14 protein-coding genes are annotated in these 18852 nt (G+C 70.8%); 9 read left to right on the forward strand and 5 right to left on the reverse strand.

What is annotated here, in order from left to right:
* Positions 1-158 precede the first annotated feature (158 nt).
* The 6 genes from AB0J64_RS54140 to AB0J64_RS54165 all read left to right on the forward strand — a co-directional run bounded on the left by AB0J64_RS54140 (position 159) and on the right by AB0J64_RS54165 (position 6394).
* Positions 159-416, forward strand: coding sequence for a hypothetical protein (locus AB0J64_RS54140; protein ID WP_364045877.1), 258 nt, complete (start codon positions 159-161; stop codon positions 414-416).
* Between the two features lie 25 nt (positions 417-441).
* On the forward strand, positions 442-1872 hold the full coding sequence (locus AB0J64_RS54145) for an AAA family ATPase (protein ID WP_364045879.1): 1431 nt from the start codon (positions 442-444) through the stop codon (positions 1870-1872).
* Between the two features lie 198 nt (positions 1873-2070).
* Positions 2071-2850 (forward strand): alpha/beta hydrolase, encoded by a 780-nt coding sequence (locus AB0J64_RS54150; protein ID WP_364045881.1) that lies wholly within the window; start codon positions 2071-2073, stop codon positions 2848-2850.
* A gap of 260 nt (positions 2851-3110) precedes the next feature.
* Positions 3111-4574 carry a serine hydrolase domain-containing protein gene (locus AB0J64_RS54155; RefSeq protein ID WP_364045883.1) on the forward strand — a complete coding sequence of 488 codons (1464 nt, stop codon included), beginning with the start codon at positions 3111-3113 and terminating at the stop codon, positions 4572-4574.
* Positions 4575-4742: 168 nt separating this feature from the next.
* Positions 4743-5636: an extracellular solute-binding protein gene (locus AB0J64_RS54160; RefSeq protein WP_364045885.1), complete on the forward strand. Its 894-nt coding sequence runs from the start codon at positions 4743-4745 to the stop codon at positions 5634-5636.
* 161 nt (positions 5637-5797) lie between these two features.
* On the forward strand, positions 5798-6394 hold the full coding sequence (locus tag AB0J64_RS54165) for a recombinase family protein (protein ID WP_364045887.1): 597 nt from the start codon (positions 5798-5800) through the stop codon (positions 6392-6394).
* A 39-nt stretch (positions 6395-6433) separates the two neighbouring features.
* On the opposite strand, the gene AB0J64_RS54170 is transcribed toward AB0J64_RS54165, so the two are convergent.
* Positions 6434-6637 carry a hypothetical protein gene (locus tag AB0J64_RS54170; protein ID WP_364045889.1) on the reverse strand — a complete coding sequence of 68 codons (204 nt, stop codon included), beginning with the start codon at positions 6635-6637 and terminating at the stop codon, positions 6434-6436.
* A gap of 474 nt (positions 6638-7111) precedes the next feature.
* On the opposite strand from AB0J64_RS54170, the gene AB0J64_RS54175 reads away from it, so the two are divergent.
* Positions 7112-7702 carry an NAD(P)H-dependent oxidoreductase gene (locus AB0J64_RS54175; RefSeq protein ID WP_364045891.1) on the forward strand — a complete coding sequence of 197 codons (591 nt, stop codon included), beginning with the start codon at positions 7112-7114 and terminating at the stop codon, positions 7700-7702.
* 46 nt (positions 7703-7748) lie between these two features.
* Here AB0J64_RS54175 and AB0J64_RS54180 read toward each other — a convergent pair whose 3' ends face one another.
* A complete protein-coding gene (locus tag AB0J64_RS54180) occupies positions 7749-9059 on the reverse strand; it encodes an MFS transporter (protein WP_364045893.1) in 1311 nt (436 codons plus the stop codon).
* Positions 9060-9146: 87 nt separating this feature from the next.
* Between AB0J64_RS54180 and AB0J64_RS54185 the strand changes: the two genes are divergently transcribed.
* Positions 9147-9827 (forward strand): helix-turn-helix domain-containing protein, encoded by a 681-nt coding sequence (locus AB0J64_RS54185; RefSeq protein WP_364045895.1) that lies wholly within the window; start codon positions 9147-9149, stop codon positions 9825-9827.
* Between the two features lie 22 nt (positions 9828-9849).
* Complete coding sequence (locus AB0J64_RS54190) at positions 9850-10761, forward strand: NADP-dependent oxidoreductase (protein ID WP_364045897.1); 912 nt, start codon at positions 9850-9852, stop codon at positions 10759-10761.
* 231 nt (positions 10762-10992) lie between these two features.
* Here AB0J64_RS54190 and AB0J64_RS54195 read toward each other — a convergent pair whose 3' ends face one another.
* The 3 genes from AB0J64_RS54195 to AB0J64_RS54205 are packed head-to-tail and all read right to left on the reverse strand — an operon-like array spanning position 10993 to position 18499.
* A complete protein-coding gene (locus tag AB0J64_RS54195; protein WP_364045899.1) occupies positions 10993-13170 on the reverse strand; it encodes a Tn3 family transposase in 2178 nt (725 codons plus the stop codon).
* The gene (locus AB0J64_RS54200) at positions 13095-17558 is read right to left on the reverse strand and encodes a polymorphic toxin-type HINT domain-containing protein (protein WP_364045901.1); all 4464 of its coding nucleotides are present in this window, start codon (positions 17556-17558) and stop codon (positions 13095-13097) included. The genes AB0J64_RS54195 and AB0J64_RS54200 overlap by 76 nt, the downstream gene beginning before the upstream one ends.
* Before the next feature lie 59 nt (positions 17559-17617).
* Entirely contained in the window at positions 17618-18499 is an 882-nt protein-coding gene (locus AB0J64_RS54205) for a VCBS repeat-containing protein (protein ID WP_364045903.1), read from the reverse strand.
* Positions 18500-18852: the final 353 nt, after the last annotated feature.

Below are 18852 nucleotides of genomic sequence, written 5' to 3' on the forward strand. Positions count from 1 at the left end.
CCCCGGGATGAACGCTCATTTCGGCCCCGACGAGAAACCGGAGACGACCCCGCGTGACCAGCATCCCGGCCGGGTGGAAGCCCAACGCCACCTACCCCGACCCTCCCGAGTAGGGCGACCGATCGCGCCTCGAACGGTTCATCGACGCGATGCTGGCCATGGGGCAGACCGGGCAGGTGTTCGGCGAGCACGGCATCGGCAAGACCTCGACGTTCCTGTCCTACATCCCCCGCGCCCATCCCGGCACCGAGGTGGTGCTGGTCCCCGCCGCCAACCTGACGCCCGACGACCTGCTGGTCAACGCCCCCGTACGGACCGAGCGGGGCGAAGCTCGCGCTGCGGCAGCTCATCATGCGGCAACTCAGCCCCGGGCGGCCGTTCGTGCTGCTGATCGACCACTCGCTGCAGGCGCGTGACACGATCCAGTCGCAGCTCATGTAGGTGGCCTGCAACTGGACGCTGGGCGAGCACGACCTGCGCGCGCTGGGCTGCGTCGGCGTGTTCCTGACCGACAACGAGTCGGTGGCCGAGACGGGCGCGCGCCGCGGCGACCTGGCCGTGCTCGACCGCGTGGTGACGGTACGCATCACCGCCAACGACACCGCCTGGCGCCGCCATCTCGCGGCCCGGCACGAGCTGGGATCTCACGGAGGTGTTCAGGATCTGGTCGGGGCTGAGCCCGTACCTGCGGCATCTGCTGTCGCCGCGCACGCTGGAGCACGTGCTCGACTGCGCTCGCGAGGGATTCCCGCTGCGCTGGGGCCTGCCGCTGCTGAACGGCTCCAGAGTGGCGCTGGCCGAGCCGTCCGGCGACGGGTCGCCGGGCGCGGACCGCACCGGCGAGATCCTCGGCCGCACCGGGTCGGCGCCGCGAACCCCGGCCACGTCGCCGACCCGGTGCGGCGTATCCTGCGCGCGGCCGTCCGCAACCGGTGGGCGGTCCTGCTGCAGGGGCCGCCCGGCTGCGGCAAGACCGAGATCACCAAGCAGGTCGTCGCCGAGGAGATCGGGCGCCCGCCGGCGTACTTCTCGCTGCCGGTCACCAACGTCGAGGACCTGTGCGTGCCGATCCCCGCCCCCGACGGGACTCTCGAGGTGCTGCTGACCCGAGCCCTGCTGGGGCCCGACCCCAAGGTACCGGTCTGGGACGAGTACAACCGGCCCAAGGACAAGTCGGCGTTCGCCAGGCTGATGGAGGTCGCCCAGGAGTGGTCGCTGGCCGGGCGGCCCATCCCCGGCCTGCGCGCCCAGGTGGCGCTCCAGAACCCGCCCTACCACCTGGGCCGCAAGCTGCTGGTCAGCTCCAACAACGTGGCGCAGGCCAGCCGCTTCACCGTCAGCTACGAGGTGCGTCCCGACGACATCCCGGCGAACCAGTGGCTGATCGACACCTACGGCGAGGTGGCCGAGACGGTGCTGGAGTGGTGGAAGAACGACATCGACGACGAGGGCCGCCAGTGGGTGACCAGGCGCACGCTGGAGCGGCTGATCAAGCTGCACCGGGTGGGCGGGCCGCTGAAGAGCGGGCTGATCTACCTGGGCGACGGCGAGTACGCGCCGATCCCCCTGGCGCAGTTGCGGCACCGGCTGTCGGGGCGCCGCTCCATCGGCATCCGCGACCTGGCGGCCGAGGTGGACGCGTGGGAGGCGCGGCTGGCGGCGGCGGCCGGGCACGACGAGGGCACCGCCGACTCCGACACCGTGCACCAGATCCTCGCCAACGCGGAGGTGTCGCAGCTGCGCGAGCACATCAAGGTCGTGGCCCGGCTGCTGCCGCACCCTGCCGCCGAAGCTGCGCGCGACGTACCTGGTCGGTCAGGGGAGGACAAGCAGCGCCTGTGGGTGGACGCGTTCGCCATGACGGCCACCTGACAGGATCGCCCGGCAGCCCGCAGGCGGCCAAGCGGTTACGGGGGCGCCGGCCACGTCCTGAACGCGAGGCGCTACGCCTGGCCGGGCACGCATGCACATGATGCCCGGCCAGGCGGCTGTGATGACGCTACAGAGTCCGCACGGCCGGCGAATCCGTCACCTGACCGGCCGGACACCTCCCCGGTAGAGTCGCGGGGCATGATCGACATCCCCCTCTGGCCGGCGGCTCCTCCCGGCCCGGCCACCGGCGAGCCGCCCCGCCTGACGCTGCACGGAGCCGACGGCACGCCCACGACGAGTGCGGTGGTGGTGTGCCCCGGTGGTGGTTACGCCAGGCTGGCCGAGCACGAGAGCACGGACGTGGCCCGCTGGCTGGTCACGCTGGGCCTCGACGCCTATGTGCTCCACTACAGGGTGGCCGGAGGGGAACCGGCCCGCGAGCCGCTGCATCCGGCTCCTCTGAACGACCTGCGCCAGGCGGTGAAGGTCGTCAGGGAACGCGGCGCCGCCCGGGTCGCCGTCATGGGGTTCTCCGCCGGCGGTCATCTCGCCGCCACCCTCGCCGTAGCCGAGGCCGGCGGTGAGGTCGGCGGTGAGGTCGGCGGTGAGCGCCCGGATGTCGTGGTGCTCGGGTACCCGGTCATCGACCTCACCGGCGCGCAGTCCTCCTCGCGCCGCCGCCTGCTCGGCACCGGCGGCGGCCAGGAGCAGGCCGCGGCCCTGTCGGCCCACCTGAACGTGACAGCCGGGACCCCGCCGGTCTTCCTCTGGCACACCGCCGCCGACCAGGTGGTGCCGGTCGGCGACAGCCTGCTGTTCGCCGCCGGGCTGGCCCGCGCCGGCACACCGTTCGAGCTCCACATCTTCCCCGGGGGCGAGCACGGGCTGGGGCTCGCCCAGGACGATCCGGCCGCGTCCGCCTGGACCGGCCTCTGCGCCACCTGGCTCGCGGCCCAGGGCTTCGGCCCGCGTTCCTGATCGCCATCCCCGCCACAGCGGGAAGTGAGTTCCCCGGCCCGGGTACCGGCGAGGCCAGGCAGCTCGCCGTCTACCTCCCGGGGAGCGTGATGCACGACCGTGTCCCGGGAGTCGGCGTCCCGGGTTGGTGAGCTGTCAATGAGGTTGACCGCATGATCGGGGCGGTCATCCACCGTCGCGATCGTGCGGTCCGCTTGGTGGCCGCCGTGCCCGGCTGTCGGGTTGTGTGGGGATGGCAGATCATCGACAGGAGCATCCCCATGAGTATGGCGTTCAGGAGGGCGGCGGGTGCTCGTCCAGGCTCCGGCCACGTGCTGGCGGCGGTGTCGGCGCTGGTGGTGTGCGTGCTGGCCGGGCTGATGGTGCCCCGCCCGCCGTCGCTCGGCCCGCAGCGGACGGGCGACGCCGCCCTGGCCCGTGACGTGCTGAAAGCCGCCGGCGAGGACGGCTACCAGGGCTTGTCCGTGGCGTTGCTGGAGGGCGGCCGGACCCGGTTCGCCGGGCTGGGCACCGCCGACGGCAGCCGTCCGGCTGACGAGCGTACCGCGTACGAGATCGGCTCGATCACCAAGACGATGACCGGCATGCTGCTCGCGGACCTGGCCGAGGACGGGCTGTCTCCCGGCACGCCGGTCCGCGACCTGCTGCCGCGCGCGGGGCTGTCCACCCCGGCGACCCTGGCCGAGCTGGCCTCGCACCGTTCGGGGCTGCCCCGGCTGCGCATGTCGGGGCGGCTCCTCGCCGGAGCGCTGCTGGGCCCGTACACCGGGGCCGACCCGTACGGGGGCGCCGGCCCCGACGAGGTGCTCGCCGACGCGGCAGCCGTCAAGGCCGGCCCGCGCGGCACGGTCGCCTACTCCAACCTGGGCATGTCGCTGCTCGGCCTGGCGCTGGCCGAGCGCTCCGGCACCACGTACGCGGACCTGTTGCGCACCCGCCTGCTCACCCCGCTGGGCATGACCTCGACCGTCGCGCTCGGCCCCGGAGACGCCCTGCCGGCCCGGCACGCGACCGGGCGCGCGCGGAACGGGCTGACCATGGCGTTCTGGCGCAGCGACGGTCACGCCCCGGCGGGCGGCGGCGTCTGGTCCACCGCCGAAGACCTCGCCAAGCTGGTCGGCGCCGTCATGAACGGCTCGGCTCCCGGCGCCGGCGCCGCCACACCGCGCTGGGACGAGGACGAACGCCGCCGCGTCGGCTACGGCTGGTTCACCACCCGCTACGACACCAGGACCATCACCTGGCACAACGGCGCCACGGGCGGGTTCACCTCGTTCGCCGGCTACGACCCGGCCACCCGGCGCGGTGTGGTCGTGCTCAGCAGCACGGCCAAGCCGGTGGACGCGGTGGGGCTGCGCCTGCTGGGCGTGGCGGTGCCCGGCGAGCGGAGCGCGCTGTCGGCGCAGGGGATCGTGATGCTGCTCCTCACGTTCGGCGGGCTCGGCCTGGCGGTCGCGGCGGTCCGTGGCCGGTTGCGCGACCGGCTGTCGATCGCCGGGCGCACGCTGTCCGGGATGTTCCTGCTGCTGGTGGCGCGCAACGGCGGGCCGTGGGAGGTGGTGCCGCCGTTCGTCTGGCTCGCCGGCGCGGGCGTGCTGGCGGCGGCGGTCGCGCTGGCCGTCCTGCGCCGGCCTGCCCTGTGGGCCGCCCGCTGGTGGAGCTGGGTGAACGCGGCGCTGCCCGCCGCCCTGCTGCTCGCGCTGGCGCTCGCGATGGCGGGTTGAGCCGGTCCCGGATCCTCGTGCTCGCGTCGGCGATGGGGATGAGCCGGTCTCGGGTACGGCCGCCGTCTCGCGTGCGGCGGCACCGAGCTCCGGGGTAGCCTTGCGATCTTCTTCGGTCCCGGTTTCCGGCGGAGAGCCCATTCGGGCGGACCCCCCAGGAGGAAGACCATGGGCTCCGGCAAGACGACGTGGACGGCGGCGTCGCTGGCCACCGCCGTCCTGATCGTCACTTCGGCGTGCGGCGGCGGCAGCGCCGGAGGCGAGGTCACGTTACGTTTCGCCTATTGGGGCAGCGACGTCCGGCAGCAGCGGACCGAAGAGGCGATCAGGCGGTTCGAGGCGAAGCACCCGGACATCGACGTCGTAGGGGAATTCTCCGACTTCGGCGCCTACTACGAGAAGCTGACCACGGACGTCGCGAGCCGTGCCGCGCCCGACGTCATCACGATCGAGATCCGCGGCCTGCGGGAGTACGCCGAGCGGGGCACCCTCGCCGACCTATCCGGCCGCGTCGACACCGCCGACGTCGACGGCAAGGTCCTGTCCACCGGCGCCATCGACGACAAGCAGTACGGCATCCCCACCGGCGTCAACACCTGGGACCTGATCGCGGACCCGAAGGCGATCGAGGCCGCCGGGCAGAAGCTGCCCGGCCGCACCGCGTGGACCTGGGAGCAGTACATCGACCTGGCCGCCAGGATCACCGCGAGGAGCGGCGGAGTCTACGGGACGCAGCAGGCGTTCAACCCGGCCTTCCTGCAGATCTTCGCCGCGCAGCGGGGCGAGTCGTTCTACGACGGCAACAGGATCGGCGTCTCGGCCGGCACGATCAAGGCGTGGTGGGCCGTGCACCGGAAGCTGATCGACACCAAGGGCTCGCCCGACGCCGCCACGAGCGTCCGGCTGGGCGCCAGGAACGTGGACGGGTCGCTGTTCGCCACCGGCAACGGCGCGATGGGGATGTGGTGGAGCAACGAGCTCGGCGCGATCAACAAGGCGTCGGGCGGCAAGGAGGCCCCCCACTCGGGTCCACGTCACCAGCCGCAAAGTAGCGTCGAGTAATCATTGTTACTTTGTGTGGTTGCGCGCATGGTCATCTCAGTGTCGAATAACGGTCGTCTGTCGACACTTGCCGGACCGATCGCGGAGCCGCAGGTGGACACTGTCGATAACTCGTGTCGAAAATTAATGTCGGTGAACGGTGCGTGGAGTAGATTTCGACAGTGCTCTTCGGCTACGCGCGGGTCAGTACCGCCGACCAGAACCCCGACCACCAGATCGACGCGCTGCTGCGCGCGGGTGTCGGTCGCAACGACATCCATCTGGACAAGGCCAGTGGCGCCAAGTCCTCCCGGCCCAGCCTCGACCTGGTCCTCAAGCTGCTGCGTGAGGGCGACACGCTGAAGGTCACCCGGTTGGACCGGCTGTCGCGCTCAGTCTTGCACTTGGTCACTCTTGGGGCGGACCTGCGGGAGCGCAAGGTGGGACTGCATGTGATCGAGCAGGGCATCGACACCGACACGATGGAGGGCCGGGCGATGTTCGGCATGCTGTCGGTCCTGGCCGAGCTGCAGCGCGAGCTGATCGTCGCCAACACGATGGACGGCCTGGCCTCCGCCCGCGCCCGCGGCCGGGTCGGCGGACGCCGGCCCAAGCTGACAGCCGACCAGGCCGCCCTCGCTCAGCAGCTGTACGACACGCGGGACAAGACCGTCCAGCAGATCGCGGACTTGTTCGGGGTGCCGCGCTCGACGGTGTACGGGCATCTGAAGGGCGACACCGTGCCCCGCCAGCCCAAGAAGACCCTGGATAGGGCGTAGCCGGGGCGCGGGGGCGGTGTTTTGTTGGTCGTGGCCGGCCTACCGGTCCCGGGCTGTGGACGCCTCGTATGACTTGGCCTTGGCGGCCAGTTCCTCCAGCACCTCGACAGCGCCCTTCATCCCCTGGGTGGCTGCGGTGATCTGGTCGGCGTAGGACCCGGTAGGGGTGTCGGCCAGGTTGTCCCCGGCCTGCAGGAGGCTGGCTGGTGGAGGTTCACAGTCGAGGCAGTAGCGCTCTGGCAAGACAGCGTCTTTCCAGACAGGCAGCGTCACTCAAGACGGAGAGGCCGTACTCGTCTGTCACGGCGCTGGAGAGCGTTGTACCTCCTGGACCGCGATCCTGGATGCGATCCGCCTGGGCCCCGAAGGACGAAGCCGCCGGGTCACCGCCGCCCCGGTTGCGCGCGGTGGCTCAGCTGGTGCTGGAGGCCGGCCAGTGGCGCTCGGAGCGCGTGCGGACATCCTGCTCGTGGCCGACGCCTGGCTAGAGACCTTGGTTTGCCGAGGGGCGCAGCACGGCGTGGGGTTGCGGCGCCGATCCTGCCGTGGTTGCGGAGCGGAGCACTCCGCTATAAAGTCCAGCCTGCGGAGCATTTTGCTCCGCATCGGGATGGGGCTTCCTCGACCGAGGAGCGGGAGAGCTGAGATTGCGGTGGAGCCGCCGACGTCAGCGCGTACTCGTGTTCCGAACAGCCACAATCGAAGGGGCAACGACCCATGATCAATGTCGCGATCATCATCGGGAGCACACGTCCGGGGCGCAATGGGGAGGCGGTTGCCCGCTGGGTTCACGATCTCGCGGCGACGCGCGATGATGCCCGGTTCGAACTCGTCGATCTCAAGGACTTCGGCCTGCCGCACCTGGATGAGGCGATGCCGCCCGCGATGGGACGCTACGAGCTTCCCCATACCAGGAAATGGGCCGACAAGATCTCCTCCTTCGACGCCTACGTGTTCATCACGCCCGAGTACAACCACTCGACCTCCGGCGTGTTGAAGAACGCCATCGACTTTCTCTACGCCGAATGGCACAACAAGGCGGCCGGGTTCGTCGGCTACGGCACTCTGGGCGGTGCTCGGGCGGTGGAACATCTGCGCCTGATCATGGGCGAGCTCAAGGTGGCCGGCGTGAGCTCCCAGGTCGCCCTGTCCCTGGCCACCGATTTCGAGAACTTCAGCGCCCTCAAACCGGCCGCTCACCAAGAGCGCGCGGTCTGCGCCATGCTGGACGAGGTCATCGCCTGGGGCGGTGCGCTGAAGGCGCTGCGCGACGGCACACGCCCGCCCGGCCTTGATGCCCGCATATAACCCCGTGTCTGAGCCTGCCTCTGAGCCTGGTGGCGGCGTGACCTGCTCATCGCGTTTGGGTGAGGGGATGGTCGATCTCGTCACGCCGGAGGCGGGCGAGCGCGATGGCCAGTACGGCGACCGTCAGCGGGGCAACGGCTGCCACGAGGAAGACCGGCCGGCTTCCCCAGGCGGCCGCCGCCGGGCCGACCAGCGCCATGGACAGGGGGGCCGCGCTGAGCGAGACGAAAAAGTCGAGGCTGGAGACTCGGCCGAGCATGGCGGGCGGGACGCGACGTTGCAGCAGTGTTCCCCAGATGACGCCGGCGCCGGAGGTGAGGGCGCCACACAGGAAGAGCGCGGCGATCATGACCCACAGGTGGTCGGCCGCCCCGAGGACGGCGAGCGGAAGACAGCCTCCACCCCAGGCCAGGAGCATTGCGGACAGGTAGCGCCGGGGAAGGGGCAGCGCGGACATCGTGAGCGAGCCGCTCACCCCGCCGAGGCCGTAGCAGGCCAGGGCCAGCGCGAACGCCTGTGGCCCGTCCGCCCCCTGGTCGCGGATCGCGAACGGCAGCAGGATCTGGATCGGCCCGACGGTGACCAGGACGAGCGTGACGGCGAACGTCAGCGTGCCGACCAGCCACGGCGTCGTGAGCAGGTAGGCGAACCCGGCCCGCAGGTCGCTCACCGCCGACCGGTCAGGGCTGCCCGGCCGCGCCGGACGGCCGCGTGTCCCGGGCTCGGGCATGATGGCGGTGCATGTCGCGGCCAGCAGATGCACGCCGGCGATACCGGCGAACGCCATGCTCGGCGCGAAGACGCTGATCAGTGCGCTGGCGGCGCCCGGCCCGGCCGCCTGCATCAGCGTCGGCCTCAGCACGCCTTCGATCCCATTGGCCGCGAGTAGATCGTCTTGCGGGACGACAGAGGGGACGAGTGCGGAGTAGGCGGGATAGAAGAACCCGTCCGCGATGCCGAGCACCACGGCGACCATGATGAGCTGTCCGGGAGTGAGCAGGTCCATGGTGGCGGTGACCGCCACCGAGCCGGCGGCCACCGCCTTGGCGGACTGGGCGAGCACGATGATGCGCCGCCGGGACGCACGGTCGGCGACGACGCCTCCCAGCAGGGCGGTCGCGACCAGTCCGACGCCGCCCGCGGTGGCGATCAGGGAGAGTTCGGACGGACCCGCGCCGATCGCGATCACCTGCCACACCACCGCGACCGCCCACATGCCGCTGCCGGCCAGGCTCAGAGCGAGCGCGCTCGCCAGCAGCCGGTACTGGTCCGTCCGGAATGGCCGGAGCGGCCGGGGGAGCCGGGCGCGCCCGGGTGCCGGATCGGTGTCGCCGATGTCGGATGTGCTGGTGGCCATGTCGCCTCCTTCATCGCGGAGTGATTCGCTCCGCATCGCCATTATAGTTGCGGAGCGAGTCGCTCCGCAACTGTGTAGACTGCCTCCATGACGAGTTCGCATTCATGGCGCAGCGAGGAGGTCGCCCGAAACGACCGGGCGTTGCTGCGAGCGGCCCGCGAGGTGCTGGCGGTGGACGGCGCGCACGCGTCGGTGGCGTCGATCGCGGCCCGAGCCGGGGTCGGTGTTGGGTCGCTGTATCGGCGCTACCGCACGAAGCAGGAGCTGTTCCAGCGGCTGTGCCTGATCGCGCTGCGGGAATACCTCGACGCGGCGACGCAGGGCCTGGCCATGGACGATCCGTGGCAGGGCCTGATGCACTACGCGATGGCGTCGATCCGCTCGGGCCCCGGTTCGCTGGCGCCGGTGGCCGGCACCTTCGAGCCCACCGACGAGATGACCGATCTGGCGGGGCAGGGCGACCGCGCGGTGGCCCGGCTCGTCGAGCGCGCACACCAGGCCAAGGTGCTCCGCGCCGGAGTGACCCCGGTCGATCTCGAGCTGCTCATCGAACAACTCTGCAAGTCCCCGCTCCAGGAACAGCTGCAGCGGCAGGGACGCACCGAACTGGACGACGCCGCCCGGAACGCCAGAGAACGCGTCATCGTCATCGCGCTCGACGGCCTCAGGGCCGTTCCCGCGGGGCCGTTGCCCGGCCGGCCCCCCGGATACGAGCTGTTCGCCATGAGATGGGCGCCTCCAGCAGACGGCGCCCAGCCCCCCGAGTGAAGGTCGACAGAAGGAGACACCAGTGAAAGCCGCCGCCTTGTCCTCGTTCGGACCCCCCGAGGTGCTCCGCACCGTCGAACTGGACGAGCCCCACGCGCAAGCCGGGCAGGTACGTGTCCAGGTCAAGGTCGCCGGGGTTCAGCCCTTCGACTGCGGCGTCCGCGAGGGACGCTTCCCCCGCGCGCTCGTGGGCGACTTCCCGATCGTGCCGGGAAACGAGTTCACCGGCACGATCGACCAGATCGGTGCGGGCGTCACGGGACTCTCGGCCGGCGACGCCGTCCTCGGGTTCAGCACGCTCGGCGGCTACGCGGAACGGATCGTCGTACCGTACGACCAGGTCGCGCCAAAGCCGGCCGACATGCCGTGGAAAATCGCCGGCGGGTTCTCCGGGGCTGCCCAGGGCGCCCGCAACGCCCTCAATCAGATGCGCGTGACCACCGGCGACGTCGTCCTGATCAACGGCGCGTCCGGCGGGCTGGGGACGATGGCGGTCCAGCTCGCGAAGGCGATGGGGGCGAGCACCGTGATCGGCACCGCCGGCGAGGCCAACCATGACTACCTGCGATCCCTTGGGGCGGTCCCGGTCGCCTACGGGCCCGGGCTCGTGGAACGGCTTCGCGCCATCGCCCCGAACGGCATCGACGCCGCTCTTGGATTCGAGGTCGACGGACTCCGCGCGGCACTCGAAATCGCCCACGACCCCGAACGCGTGGTGACCATGGTCTTCTCCGACGAGATCGCGGCCCTCGGCATCCGCGACTGGACCGGTGTCCGCAGCGCCGAAGGTCTCATCGAGATGCTCTCCTACCACGAGAAGGGCCAAATCTCCGTGTACATCAGAGCGGAATACACCCTCGACCACGCCGCGGAGGCACAGCGCGACGTCGGGAGCGGGCACAGCCGCGGCAAGGTCGTGATCAGCATCAGCTGAACGCACACGCCCGATCGGCGCGTGTTCCGACACGCCGTACCGGCTAACCACGACGATACGAGCCGCAGCTGCGATCGTCACGGGGGAGATGGCTTGGCCGTACCTTCATACGGCTGCGAGACGGCGGCAGGGGACGCCGTCCCACGCCCTACCTCACGATCGCGTTGTGGCTTTTGGGGGTCGCCTTGGTTGAACTCCAAGATCGTTCGGCACTCAGAGCGGATCACCTGACTATTGACCTGCGGTGCTCGGGCCCGGTCCGAGGTCGAGCTGTTTGCTCATGTCGAGCTCGAACTTGCCGTACAGGTTCAGATGGGACCAGAACAGAGCCGACAGGGCGCGCCGGTCGGCGTCGGTGAGCTTCTTGCGCCACTTCGGCTCGGCGAGGACGATCTGGACCATCCTGGTGTTCAGGTAGACGATCGCGGCCTGGACCAGGTGCAACGCCAGGGCGGAGACCTCGACATGCTCACGGTCGTCGCCGGTCAGATCACCGGCCTTACCGTAGAAGATGTCCTTGTTGGCCGAATTCCAGTTCTCCACCACGTTCAGGCCCTCGTGGATTTCGCGGCGCAGTTCTTCGTCAGCCAGGTAGTCGCAGATGAAGACGGTGCGGATCACCCGGCCGAGTTCCTCGATGGCCCGGTAGGTGGGGTGCTTGGGGCCGCCGCGGGTGAAGCGGCGCAGCATCTGATGCGCCTCGGCGGTGCCCAGCCGCAGCGCCGTCGCGTACTTGATCATCTGGTCGTACTGGTTGGCGATCAGCTCGAAGTCGATGGTCTTGCCCGACAGCACGCCCTCCAGCTGCGGCCAGGCCTCGCCCTCGGTCAGGCCCGGCCGGTACAGGCGGGCCGAGCCGATGTTCTTCAGCCGGGGCAGCAGCTTGAAGTCCAGCAAGTGCGAGAAGGCAAAACCCACGATCGAAGCTCCATGCGTATCGGTGTACTGGCGATCGATCTCCGCGCTGGTCAGATGCCGCAGCAGGCCCTCGATCATCGAGGCCACCTCGGAGTCCGTCGTCGACCGTACCTGGCTGTAGATGCACACGTTCTTGCGCTCGACGTGCCAATACACCATGATCCCGGCGCCGCCGTAGCGCTGGTGCCACTCGGTCATGAAGTTCGCCGACCAGGAACCGAACTTGCGCGAGTCCGACGTGCACGCCGTACCCGGCCCCCACAGCGAGACATCGCGCACCTCCAGCGTCTTGTTGACCACCGTGCGGATCGCTGCCTGCAAGTTGTCACGGTTGACGAACAACCGGCGGGTCCGGCGCAGCGCCGCCTCGGTATCGGCCTCCATCCCCTCGATCGCCGCGGTGCCGTCGGCGACCCGTTTGATCCCCATGTTCGTGCCCAGCCCGAAGGCGCACAGCAGCAGCCGGCGGCGCAGCACCTTCGCATCTGTCACCGTGCGCGAGGCCACCGAGGTGAACTCGCCGGTGAACTTCGTGGCGTGGTCAACGTTCTTGATCAGGTCCAGCAGGTCGATCACGCCCCAGCGGCGGGTGATCTCCTCCTTCAGCGCCTCCAGGTTCTCCGGCTCGATCTGCTTGCCCAGGGGCGGCACGCTGATCCACGGCTCGCCCTTGCGCCGGGTGATGCTCACCCCGCCCGTCGTGGCCTTCTTCAGGCCCTTGTTCAGCCGATTCAGCGCCGCTACGTGCCGCTTTTGCAGGTCGGCGATGAAGTCGGCCGGGTCGCGGGGCTTGGAGAGGGCTTCGTCGTGCACGTCCCGGTTGTCCTCGAAGTCGGCGGGCAGATCCTCATCGGGGTTGCGCCAGGTGTTGGCGCCCTCCACCCAGATCTCGCGGCGCCGGATCGCCTTGCGCAGCGCGACCAGCACGCACAGCCCGTACGGGATCCGCTCCACCAGGCCGCTGTCGGGGTCAAGGACCGCATCGCGCCAGTCCTCAGGCACCACGTGCTCCAACGGCACCGCCTCGGCGGCGGCGTAGAAGTCGGCGTCGGAGCCGTCGTAGCGCTTCAGCAGGTCCAGGGCGTCCATCACCGGCTTGAAGGTGTCGTTGCTGGAGCGGAACCTCACCGCCTTGAGCAGCTTGGGCAGGCCGCGCCGGTAGTGGTGGGAGTAGGAGCCGCGCAGCTTGGTCCGCACCCGGGTGCGCAGCTCTTTCTCGTTCGTCTTGGCCTCGGCGATGATGTCTTCCAGCGTCCGCTCACCGACCACCGGATACAGGGCCTTGCGGACGATCTCCTCCGGCAGCTCCAGCGCCGCCGTGGCGAGCTTCACCAAGATCCCGTTCTTGCCCTGCACTCGTCGGAACTCGGCGGCCGGCGTCGCGGCGGACGCCGGCCCTCGCCCGGACGGCGAGATCACCGCGCTGGACGGTCCACCTCTACTTTGACGAACTTGCCGTTTCGCGTCATGTAGAAGTCGATGTCCTCCCACTCCTTGTTGCCCACGACGTAAGAGGTCCTGAGGCGCCTCATCTCCCATGCGGTCCCGAGCTTGTTTTTCTTGTCGGCGATTGTCTCCCAATCCCCTGCCGGTACCTTTTCGGCTCGTGCCACCTGGATCGCGAACGCCCGGTTCGGGTCGGTGACGAGGGCGCCTGTCTCGTCCTCGACACCGTCAAGAGTGACCGAGAGCTTGACTCCAGGCGTGCTCACTGATCTGTCGACGAAGTCCATCCACAAAGGTCGTTCGGAGACACCGGGGTCCGCGAACGCACGACCCAGGAAGTTGATCGCGGCGGGGTCTGTTTTCCGGACCTCCTTCGTCAACTCCGTGATGTACGGATCGATACCGAGCACGACATGGGTCCCCCGTTCGATCTCGGGCAGGCAGTCGTTGTGCACCAGGACGGGTGTCGACCCCGCGTACACGTAATAGGTGTGATCGGTTTCGACCTCGAAGTTGTACACGTCGGCGCCCCTGCCACCGGGCGACACCGCGGCGACGCGGGCTGCCTTCCCCGACGGCTCCTGCAGCGCGTCCCCGGGCCGCAGATCCTTCGCCTGCGTCCAGCCCTGACCCTGCACCCAGAACCGGTGGCCTTCGGTCGCGGACAGCGTCCCCCCGCCGGCCGCGGTGATGTTCACCAGCGCGTTCGCTGAACGATGGAACAGCCGGGTGACCCGGTGCAGGCCGCGCCTGCCGGTCGCCGGATCGGCGGACCAGACGCGGTCTCCGACCCGTATCCGCTCGATGGGGCGCGGGCCGTGCTCGGTGTCGACCAGGGTCCCGGCCGGGAAGCACTGTCCCGCCGCCATCGCTCGTCCCGCCGCGACCTCCAGCCGGGTGACGGCCGTGGCGGACAGTCCCGAGTAGTTGCGTAGCTGGAAGACCGCCTCGGCCAGATTGCCGCCGTCGCGGATGCCCATGCGCACGGCTCGCGCGTACCGGTAACCCGCCTTGATCGCGGGCGGGACGACGATGTCGCCGAAAGCCCAGGCGCAGTTGCCGAGCGATCCTCCGCTGCCGGTGACCTTGCGCCAGCAGCCGACGTAGTCGTGGACCAGAGCCTTGGTCAGGCTCGCCAGCACGGACTGGGTCAGCTCCCACCCGTCGACGTAGGTCCGTTTGGTGAAACGGAGGTCGAACGGCCCGCTGCCGACGTAGTCACCGACCAGCGGTGCGGTGCAATCAGCGATCTCCTTGCCGGCCTGAGTGCAGCTCAGCAGGTAGTAGTCCTGCGTCCCGTAGAGGTGATACTCCAGGTCGACATGGCAACCGGATCCGGTTCCCGTGCAGTTGCCCCTGCGGTCGATGTCGAGCGAAGGCTCCCAGGCGAAGCCGATCAGTCCGGGAATGCCTGTCGGGCCCGCTTCCGAGGCCCGTTCCGCCTCGCGTTGCCGATCTGCTTCCGCCTCGGCGCGTTCGGCGGCCCGTTGCGCTTCTTCGGCCAGCTCGCGCGCGTGAGCGGCGGCGTTCTCCGCCGTACTGGCGTCCTTCTCGGCCTGGGTGGCCACGTCGCGGGCCTTGGCGGCGTCGCTCTCGGCCGCGGTGGCGGCCTGGCGTGCCGAGGCCGCGTCCCGCTCCGCTTCGGTGGCCGAGTCGCGGGCGTCGCCGGCGTATCCGCCGGCGGCTTCGGCGGCCGATGCGGCCGCCGCCGCGTCCGCGGTGGCCTGGCGATCGTAGGCGACGGTCGCGGCTTCCGCCCGCACCGCCGCCTTGGCCGCCGACGCCGCCTGCGCCGCGGAGGCCTGCGTCTCGGCGAGCGACTGGGCGGCCTTGGCCGCCCAGTCGGCGGCGTCGGCGGCGGCGGTCGCGGCGACCTTGGCATCGGCGTCGGCCAGGGCCGCCAGCGCCGCGGCCTCCTTGGCGGCCCTGGCCGCCTGCGCGGCCTTCGCCTTGGCGACGGCGGCTTGCTGGGCGGCGACGGTCTTGGACGCCTGCCCGGTCAGAACCGCCAGACCCGCGGAGGCATCGGTCTCCTGGTACGGGGAGCCGAGCTCGATCGCGTCGTTGGCCGGCTTGACGACCTGGGCGGCGGAGTCGCGGGCCGCGAGTGCCGCTTGCGCGGTGGAATAGGCGAATCCCGCGGTGCGGACCGCGTCCGCCCCCGCCGCGTCGGCCTCCTTACGGGAGACGGCTGCGTCCGCCTTGGCCTTGGCGGCCTTGGCCTTGGCGGTGTCGGCGTAGATCTTGGCGAGGCGGACGTTCTCGGCCGCTGCCTCAGAGGCGTCGATGGCGTCGGCCGCCGCGGCGTGAGCCTGCTTCACCGCCGCGTTGGTGATCGCCACGTCGCGCTGGGCGGCGTCGGAGGCCGCCTTGGCGCGGGAGGCGGCGGCCTCGGCCCGGGTGGCGGCTTCGCGGGCCGCCGTCGCCGCCGCGGTGGCGGCGTTGGCGGCGGCTCGGGCGTTGGTCGCCGCCGTGGTCGCCCGGTCGGCCGCGGCCCGCGCCTGGGTGGCGGCGGTCCGGGCGTCCCCGGCGGCGTCGGTGCCCTCGACCGAGGCGGCGTGTGCCTCGTGGGCCTCGGCCTTGACCAGGAGGGCGTCGCGCTCGCTTTCGGCTTGCAACGCGTCGTTGCGGGCCGTGGCCGCCGTTCGCTCCGCCTCCAGAGCCACTTGTTTGCGCTCGGCCGCCGTGGCTCCCGCAGTCTGGGCGGCACTGAGTTGAGTGGCCGCCTTCTGCCGCTCGGATTGGGCCCTGGCGTCGGCCTCGGCGGCGACGGCCTGCTGCCTGGCCGCGATCTCCTTCTGAGTTCTGGCGTTGTCGCGCTCGGCCTCGGCGATCTCCCGCTTGGCCCGCGCGTCGTCGGCCGCCTCCTTGGCCGCCAGTTCCGCGGCCTCGGCTCTGGCCTGCGCGTCCTTGGCCTTGGTGGCGTTGACCGCGGCCTGGGCGGCCTGCTCGGCGGCGCCCTGCGCGGCGGCCTTGGCCTGGGCGGCGGCTTCCTGGGCGGCGACGCGGCGGAACTCGGCCTGCGAGGCGTGCGCCTGGGTCTCGGCCAGCGCCATCAGCGTCTTGCTGTCGGCGGCCGAGGCGCGGGTGGCGTTCGCGGCGGTCTCGGTCGCCTTGGCGACGGCCAGCGTGGCGGCGGCCGAGGCACGGGTGACCTGTACGGCCTGCTGCCCGTACAGCAGGCCCCGGCCGCGCGGAAGGTGCGCGGCATCGGCGATCTGGTAGGCGGCCTGCTGGGCCGCCACCGCCGCGGCGGCGTGCTGCTGTGCGGACTGGGCGGCGCGGGAGGCGACGAACACCCGGCCCAGCGCCAGCCCCTGCGCCTTGACGATGTCGTTCCTGACCCGGGGGAACTCGGCCGCGTCCGGGTAGAACGGGGTGTCGGGTGTCTGCTTGAGCCAGTACGCCTGCCAGCCCGCCAGCCGCGCCGCGATGATCGACTGGCCGAGCGCCTCGCCGAGCGCCTGGGTGGCGACCTGAAGGTCGGCGTTGGCCTCGGCCTCCTCCGCCAGGATGGTGTCGCGCTGGGCGCGCTGGCCGTCGATCTCGGCCTGCCACTCCGTGGAGGCGGCCACCAGTTCGGCGGTCAGCACCTTGTACGGATCGGGCGGGTTGTGGCTGGTGCAGGAGGCGAAGCGGGCCTTGAGGTTCTCGACGTCGATCCGGAACTCCATGCTGTCCGGGTCGGGCGCGCTGGTGGGGAAGCCGCCGTGCTCCAGGAAGAGCCGCGCGTCGTCGGCGTACATGGGATGCATGAACGTCATGCCCTCCCACGCGTTGCGCGCGTTCCAGTCGGAGCCTTCGGGGTAACGTTCGGCGGCGATCTTGGTGGCCGCCTCCACGGAGTCCTGGCCCGCCGCCGGCGTCCGGTCGGCGTACAGCTCGTCCTCGGCCTGCCAGAACATCGTGTTGATCCAGCCGAACAGGCCCGCCTTGACGAACGGGTCGTCCTTCTGTGCGATCGTGTGGAAGGCGGCGTCGGAGTAGCCGGCCGGTGGTGAGAGGGCCAGGGACTCCTCCCACACCTCATTCCGCCCGCTGAGCTCGTCGGCCTTGGCCCGCAACCAGTTGTGGTCCATGGTGGAGGCGAGATGCAGCTGGGTCGCGGGCGTGCTCCAGTACTCGGGGTCGGCGACCTGCAGGAGCTCCTCTTCCGTGCCCTTCAACCCGCTGCGCGCCACGGACTTGAGCGCCTGGCCGCCCTTGCGCTGGACGACGGTCAGCAGGCATTGCGCCGCGCGCACGTCGGCGGCACGGGCCAGGTCGTAGCCGGAGTCGGGGCCGGAGTCGTAGGTGGAGGCGGCGTACGCGGCGGGCGTGGGCTGCCCGCCCGGCAGCGGGGCGGTGGTGGCGAGCATCGCGGCGGATGCGACGACCGCGAGCAGCCGCCGCGATAAGCCGCGCCGCTGCATGCGTCGATACGTGAAGGGCATGGGCGACCGTTCCGGTGATTTCGGTGATTTCGGTGATTCGGCGATTTCGGTGAAGCGGCTCAGAGGAAGGCGTCGGCGGTGTTCCAGCCCGATGCGCCGATCTTGACGCGCGCGGCGAACGGCGCCGAGGCCGTACCCGTGCCCTTGAACAGCCACAACGCGCCCGCCGCGTCTCGGGCGAACAGGTCGGCCTTACCGTCTCCGTCGTTGTCCCCGGTGGAGACCAGCGCGGTGTAGGCGTCCCAGCCGGTGCCCGCGCTGATCCGGGTGCCCAGAACGGCGTTGGCGGTGACGCCGCCCGTCCCCGGATAGATGTAGAGGGTGCCGCCGGTGCTGCGGGCCAGCAGGTCGTTCTTGCCGTCGCCGGTGTAGTCGCCGTATCCGGCCAGCGCGCTCATGGTGTTCCAGCCCCCCGGCCCGACCTGGACGCGGTCCAGGAGGGTGCCGTCGGGCTTGCCCTGGAACAGCCACAGGGCGCCGTCCGCGTCCCGCGCGAGAATGTCCGGCGCCGCGGCACCGCCCATGTCACCCGGCGACATCAGCAGGTTGTAGGCGTCCCAGCCCGGCCCGATCCGCCTGGTGCCGCTGCCTCGCTCGGCCGTGTAGAACAGGCTGCCGCCGAGCCGGAAGTACACGTCGCTGTTGCCCGCTCCGGACACGTTCGCCCGCAGGATCGCCGTCGCCGCCGCGTACCCGCCTCCCAGATCCACCCCCGCCCGCAGACCGGCGCCGGTCGCCGCGGGCTCATAGGAGAACAACCGCCCGTCACTACTCCTGCGAACCAGCAACGGCAGCCGCGGCGCCGCGGCTGCCGCCCGGACGCCCCTCCCGGAACCGGCCGCCGCATGAGGAGTGAACATGACCGCGGACGCGGCGAACATGACCGCGATGAACAAGCCCATCGTGCGCCGCGAACGGACGACGGCCGTCAAGAGAGACATCCCTAGACGATCAGGCAACGCGGGGCTCCGCCGCATCTGTCAGCCGACTGGGCCTTGTGGTCCCGCCGGCAGGGCGTGCGCCCCGAGCCCGGACGTGGCCACATCAGGTCACCGCCGGCTTCCTGACGGCGGGCCCGACTCATGAGATAAGGGGAATGTCCCGGGACGGCACGCCGACCGCGTTCCGGGCACCATCACCTGGAACACCGGACAGACCTCCACCATCTCCGGCAACTCCACCACCACCATCGCGGGCGCCGTGGTCACCTTCACCCTGATCGGGACCGTCACCTCCGGGCTGTTCGCCGGCAGCACCGTCGTCCAGGCCAACGTCGCGCCGCCCGCCAACATCC

Source organism: Nonomuraea sp. NPDC049695 (assembly GCF_040674955.1).
In the GTDB taxonomy this organism is placed as follows: Bacteria; Actinomycetota; Actinomycetes; order Streptosporangiales; family Streptosporangiaceae; genus Nonomuraea; species Nonomuraea helvata.

Coding starts and splice junctions, on each gene's coding strand:
- AB0J64_RS54175 (WP_364045891.1), top strand. CDS start 7,112: ATGATCAATGTCGCGATCATCATCGGGAGCACACGTCCGGGGCGCAAT.
- AB0J64_RS54205 (WP_364045903.1), bottom strand. CDS start 18,499: ATGTCTCTCTTGACGGCCGTCGTCCGTTCGCGGCGCACGATGGGCTTG.
- AB0J64_RS54140 (WP_364045877.1), top strand. CDS start 159: ATGGGGCAGACCGGGCAGGTGTTCGGCGAGCACGGCATCGGCAAGACC.
- AB0J64_RS54180 (WP_364045893.1), bottom strand. CDS start 9,059: ATGGCCACCAGCACATCCGACATCGGCGACACCGATCCGGCACCCGGG.
- AB0J64_RS54150 (WP_364045881.1), top strand. CDS start 2,071: ATGATCGACATCCCCCTCTGGCCGGCGGCTCCTCCCGGCCCGGCCACC.
- AB0J64_RS54155 (WP_364045883.1), top strand. CDS start 3,111: ATGAGTATGGCGTTCAGGAGGGCGGCGGGTGCTCGTCCAGGCTCCGGC.
- AB0J64_RS54160 (WP_364045885.1), top strand. CDS start 4,743: ATGGGCTCCGGCAAGACGACGTGGACGGCGGCGTCGCTGGCCACCGCC.
- AB0J64_RS54200 (WP_364045901.1), bottom strand. CDS start 17,558: ATGCCCTTCACGTATCGACGCATGCAGCGGCGCGGCTTATCGCGGCGG.
- AB0J64_RS54185 (WP_364045895.1), top strand. CDS start 9,147: ATGACGAGTTCGCATTCATGGCGCAGCGAGGAGGTCGCCCGAAACGAC.